The organism is Streptomyces sp. P5F9, assembly GCF_057961495.1.
On the sequence record NZ_JBXVPZ010000749.1, the window covers coordinates 1 to 2,844 of the forward strand.

General features: G+C 71.5%; 3 protein-coding genes and 1 pseudogene. 2 read left to right on the top strand and 2 right to left on the bottom strand.

Going from position 1 to position 2,844, the window contains the following annotated elements:
* Positions 1 to 539, bottom strand: a 539-nt coding sequence (locus tag AC31A1_RS49475) for a Clp protease N-terminal domain-containing protein (RefSeq protein ID WP_489659606.1), incomplete at its 3' end; no start/stop codon positions are given.
* A 126-nt stretch (positions 540 to 665) separates the two neighbouring features.
* Positions 666 to 1,436, bottom strand: coding sequence for a type I methionyl aminopeptidase (map, locus tag AC31A1_RS49480; RefSeq protein WP_489659607.1), 771 nt, complete (start codon positions 1,434 to 1,436; stop codon positions 666 to 668).
* A gap of 32 nt (positions 1,437 to 1,468) precedes the next feature.
* On the opposite strand from map, the gene AC31A1_RS49485 reads away from it, so the two are divergent.
* Together AC31A1_RS49485 and AC31A1_RS49490 are read left to right on the top strand one after the other, a co-directional pair.
* Positions 1,469 to 1,720 (top strand): helix-turn-helix domain-containing protein, encoded by a 252-nt coding sequence (locus AC31A1_RS49485; RefSeq protein ID WP_393758158.1) that lies wholly within the window; start codon positions 1,469 to 1,471, stop codon positions 1,718 to 1,720.
* Positions 1,721 to 2,027: 307 nt separating this feature from the next.
* Positions 2,028 to 2,844, top strand: a pseudogene (locus AC31A1_RS49490) (hypothetical protein); the annotation flags it as partial.

The window sequence follows — 2,844 nt, forward strand, 5'->3', positions numbered from 1 at the left end:
CCGTCCGGGGTCTCGGGCGGCAGGCCTGTGGGCGCGTAGCGGGCCGCGTTCAGGATGTGTCCGGCGGCGGAGTCCGGGTTCGCGGCGAGCGCGCCCAGGACGTGTTCGGGGCCGATGTATCCGGTGCCGCCCGCTCTGGCCAGGTCGTGGGCGTCCAGGAGGGCGCGTTTTACGGCCGGGGTGAGGGAGAGGGAGGTGCCTTCCGAGGGGTGGGCGGGTCCTGAGCGCTCGTCGATCTCCGCGGCGAGGGAATCAGGGTCCGCGCCGGCGCGGGTGAGGAGGCCGCGGGTCGGCTCCGCGGAGAGGGCGGCGCGGAGAAGGTGCTGGGTGTCGAGGTCGTGGCTGCCGTGTTCCGCGGCGTACTGGGCTGCGCCGCGGACGAGGTCCCTGGCGGGTTGGCTGAGTAGGCGGCCTATGTCTACGTGCCGTGGGCCAGGGTGGGCGGCTCCGTTGGTGGCTCCGCCTGTGGCTCCGCCGAAGAACCGGGCCAGGAAGTCGCCGAAGGGGTCGTTTTCGGGGTCTGTGTAGCCGCTGGTCATCAATCCACCATGGCACGGGCCACTGCGTGGGGCATGTGCAGGTTTGGGGGGATTGCGGATGGTCTTTGTCTGCGCGCGCGTCGTGGCTGGTCGCGCAGTTCCCCGCGCCCCTGAAGGGCGCTCCTCTTACCGGCGCTCAGTAAGGACCCTGGGTCCCGCCTCCGTAATCGCCACCGTGTGTTCCACGTGTGCCGCCCTGGACCCGTCGTTCGTCCTCAGGGTCCAGCCGTCCTTCGCCGCGTGGTAGTCGTCCCGGCCGCTCGCGATCAGCATGGGCTCGATCGCGATGACCATGCCGTGGCGGAGGGGGAGGCCGCGGCCGGGGCGGCCCTCGTTCGGGACTCCGGGGTCCTCGTGCATCTGGCGGCCGATGCCGTGGCCGCCGAAGTCCTCCATGATGCCGTAGCCGGCCGAGCGGCAGACCGTGCCGATCGCGTGCGCGATGTCGCCGATGCGGTTGCCGACCACGGCCGCCTCGATGCCGGCCGTGAGGGCGCGTTCGGCGGTGTCGATCAGGCGGACGTCGGCGGGGCGCGGCTCGCCGACGATGAAGCTGATCGCCGAGTCCCCGGCCCAGCCGCCCAGCTTGGCGCCGAAGTCGATCGAGACCAGGTCGCCGTCGCGCAGCCGGTAGCCGTCCGGGATGCCGTGCACGATCGCGTCGTTCACGGAGGCGCAGATGACCGCGGGGAACGCGGTGGGGGCGAAGGCGGGGCGGTAGCCGAGGAAGGGCGAACTCGCGCCGGCCGCGCGCAGTACGTCGTGCGCCAACCCGTCCAGTTCCAGGAGGGATACGCCCACGTCGGCGGCCTCCCGCACGGCCGTGAGGGCGCGGGCCACGACCTGGCCCGCCTCGTACATCGCATCGATAGACGTGTCCGTCTTCAGTTCCACCATGCCAATTACTATACCGGTATTAGAATGACGGCATGGTACGCACCCCTCTCACCCCCGAAGAGCGCGAACGCGGCGAACGGCTCGGCCGGCTGCTCCGCGAGGCCCGCGGTGGCCGCAGCATGACGGACGTGGCGGCGAACGCCGGCATCTCGGCGGAGACCCTCCGCAAGATTGAGACGGGCCGGGCTCCCACGCCGGCCTTCTTCACCGTCTCGGCCCTCGCCGAGGCGCTCGGGCTGTCCATGGACGAACTCGTGGTCAGGTGCGCGCCGTTGGCGGCCTGAAACGGAGAGCGTGACCGACCGCGCCCTGGCGGGGGGCGCGTGCCGGAACGGCCGGTGCGTGCCACCCTGCGGCGCTCGTGCCCGGACCAGTGCCGGGGCCGCTTCTCGCTCTGCCCGGAGGTCACTGGTGGCCCTCCCCTTGCCCGCGCGGGAGTTGCCAGATCGCCCATCAGTCAGGCGAGCGCACAGTCGGGAGGCGTAGGCTCCGAGATCTCTGCGCCCGGCTCGAAAAGCTTCCGTAGCCGCGTCGTAACACAAATGGTGTTTTCTACGGATCGGAGCATTCCGGTCTGGCGGGAGTTGGGGCATGGCTGTGGATCAACTCCCCGGACAGGTGCGGGAGTTCGCGAACTATCTCGACGGACTGCTGGCGCGCCTGGACCAGGGCGGCGGCTGGTGCGGGGTGTTCTGGCAGCGCGATCCCGATGGCATGCAGGCTTGTCTGAGTGGGCGTGAAGTGCCGCCCTGGGACGTCGTGGAGGCGCTGCTTCAGGACCTCGCCGCGGAGTACGGCCACGGTGTCGCGAGCCAGGAGAAGGAGCGGGCCCGCGTCCTGCACGCCGCCGCGCTCGCCGCGTTCGACGCCCGTCCCGGCAGCCGGGACGCGCTGAGCGACCGGCTCGACGTGATGCTCCGTGAGCAGAAGTACGCGGCCGAGACGCAGGCGAAGCTGGGGCGGTTGCTCAACACCGCCACCACTCAGGAAGCCGCCGACGCCCTCCGCCTCGACCTCGCCTGGGCCCGTGACGACCACGATCGTGCCACCGCTCGCTGCGCCGAACTCCGCGCCCGCATCGAGCAGTTGGACAACCGCGTCCACTTCCGGGGCGGTCAGGCCGTCCACCGCGACCGGCACGGCAACGTGTTCCGCGTCGACGACACCTTCCAGGACCAGAACAGCGCCACGTACGACCGCGATCAGGCCCCGCACCGACTGCCCCGCCAGCGCGGCGCCGAGCAGATGCCGGCCGCTGGTACCCAGGGCGGATACGGCAGCTCCGACGGTGTCGACGGCCGGACCCCGGACGCCCGCCGCGGCTACGAGGAGTTCGAGCGCGCGAACCCCGGCTACGGCGATCCGGACCCCACGTGGGACGACCTCGCGACCCCCGACACGACCACCC